We start from the raw sequence: 1,609 nt of genomic DNA on the forward strand, positions 1-1,609 counted from the left end.
GGCGGCCGCGAACCGCGAGGGACCGAAGGTCCCTCTGGCAGCCGGCGGCAAAGCCGCCGGCGACGACGGTGCGACCGACGAGGTTGGGGAGGTGTGAGGTGCGGTGCTGTGCGGGGCGGGGCGGGACTCAAAGGGGCAGTCGCGAGGACGAAGCACGGCGACGCAAGCACCACAAGGAGCGAGTGGAACGAGCGACTGAGGAGCGCAGCGAGCCGCGCGAGTCCTCGCGACTGGGGCTTTGGAGGCACTCGCCGCCGATCCGTCAGCAACTGCCTATAAGTGAGCGACTGGGGCTTTGGAGGCACTCGCCGCCGATCCGCAGTCAACGATTTATAAACGAACGACTGAGCTTATCGAGACTCGCTCGTTCGCGTCGACAGTCGACTGATAGCCGCTCCGACCGCGTACCCGACCACCCCGATCACGACCGCGAACAGCAGTCCGTATTTAAATCCGTACTCGATCCCGCCGAGCAGTTCGCCGCGCGCGGATTCGTACCCGTACCCCAACATCCGCGGGTGATTGTACCGCGTCGACCCCGCCCAGCTCCCTGTGAGATAGCCGACGAACGGCGGGAACGCGAACCACCAGCACCCGACGAGCCACAGCGAGCCGACGGTCGGGACGAGGCCCGCACCCGCGGATCCCGCGGCGACTGCGATCCCGAGCGTCACCGCGATCCACCAGAGAGAGATTCCGACGTCCAACCCGAGCGCAAATCCGAGGGAAGCGAGCAGGAGGAGGCCGACCACCGCCAATGCGAGCAGCCCCCTCGCCGGAGAGGCGCCGACGACATGCGACGAACGGCGAACATCTTGGAGGGCCATAGGTCGGCTGTGTCGTCGCGCACGAAAGTCGTTTTCGGGGGTCGGGAGCTGGCCGGTCCGCCGCGAGAACTGTCGACGGCGAACGTCTGCGACGGGGACGCTCACCGCTCGTCGTCGTCGTACACCCACGCACCGACGACCTCCTCGTCGCCGTCGCGACGCCAGCGGACGGTCACGAGGTCCGGGAACCGGATCGGTATCCGCAGCGTCTCCCCGTTGATCGCGTCGTCGGGTCCGAGGTCGTCGTCCAACTCGGCCCACGCGACGGTGTCGTTCTCGCCGGCCTCGTAGTCCACGCTGACGTTCGTGACGAACACGTCCCCGGCGCGGAGGCGCTCCGTCCCGCCCGTGTGTTCGATGTCCAGAAAACTCGCCACGTCATCCGCGCCGTGGTACTCGAACTCGAAGCAGGCGAGTTCCTCGCAGGTCGTCAGTTCGCGGTACCAGATGCCGCCGAACCCGACCGCGCCCGCGCCGAGGAGGAGGACGGCCCGCCGCTTGGGGGACATGGTTAGCGTCGCGGCGCGGCGATAAATAGGCGTTTGGCTGAGTCGTTGTATCTTATAAATGGATAACTGTGGATCGGCGGAGAACATCACCAAAGCCCCAGCCGCGAGGCGGGCGCACGCTCGCTGCGCGCCTCACTCGGTCGCTCACTCTGTTCGCTCCCTCGTTGCGGTGCTTACGTCGCCTGCGCCCGCCTCGCGGCTGCCCCTTTGAGTCCCGCCCCTCCGGAAGACGGTCCTGCTCGCTCACTCCGTTCGCTGCGCGGGCTGCGACTT

General features: G+C 67.2%; 2 protein-coding genes. Both read right to left on the bottom strand.

The features are described from left to right. Positions 1-350 precede the first annotated feature (350 nt). Positions 351-827, bottom strand: a complete 477-nt coding sequence (locus AC4NMM_RS15225; RefSeq protein ID WP_491924654.1) for a hypothetical protein — start codon at positions 825-827, stop codon at positions 351-353. Positions 828-928: 101 nt separating this feature from the next. Further along, the gene (locus AC4NMM_RS15230; RefSeq protein WP_096395000.1) at positions 929-1,336 is read right to left on the bottom strand and encodes a hypothetical protein; all 408 of its coding nucleotides are present in this window, start codon (positions 1,334-1,336) and stop codon (positions 929-931) included. Positions 1,337-1,609: the final 273 nt, after the last annotated feature.

It is taken from the genome of Halorubrum sp. SD41, assembly GCF_058630335.1.

Coding starts and splice junctions, on each gene's coding strand:
- AC4NMM_RS15225 (WP_491924654.1), bottom strand. CDS start 827: ATGGCCCTCCAAGATGTTCGCCGTTCGTCGCATGTCGTCGGCGCCTCT.
- AC4NMM_RS15230 (WP_096395000.1), bottom strand. CDS start 1,336: ATGTCCCCCAAGCGGCGGGCCGTCCTCCTCCTCGGCGCGGGCGCGGTC.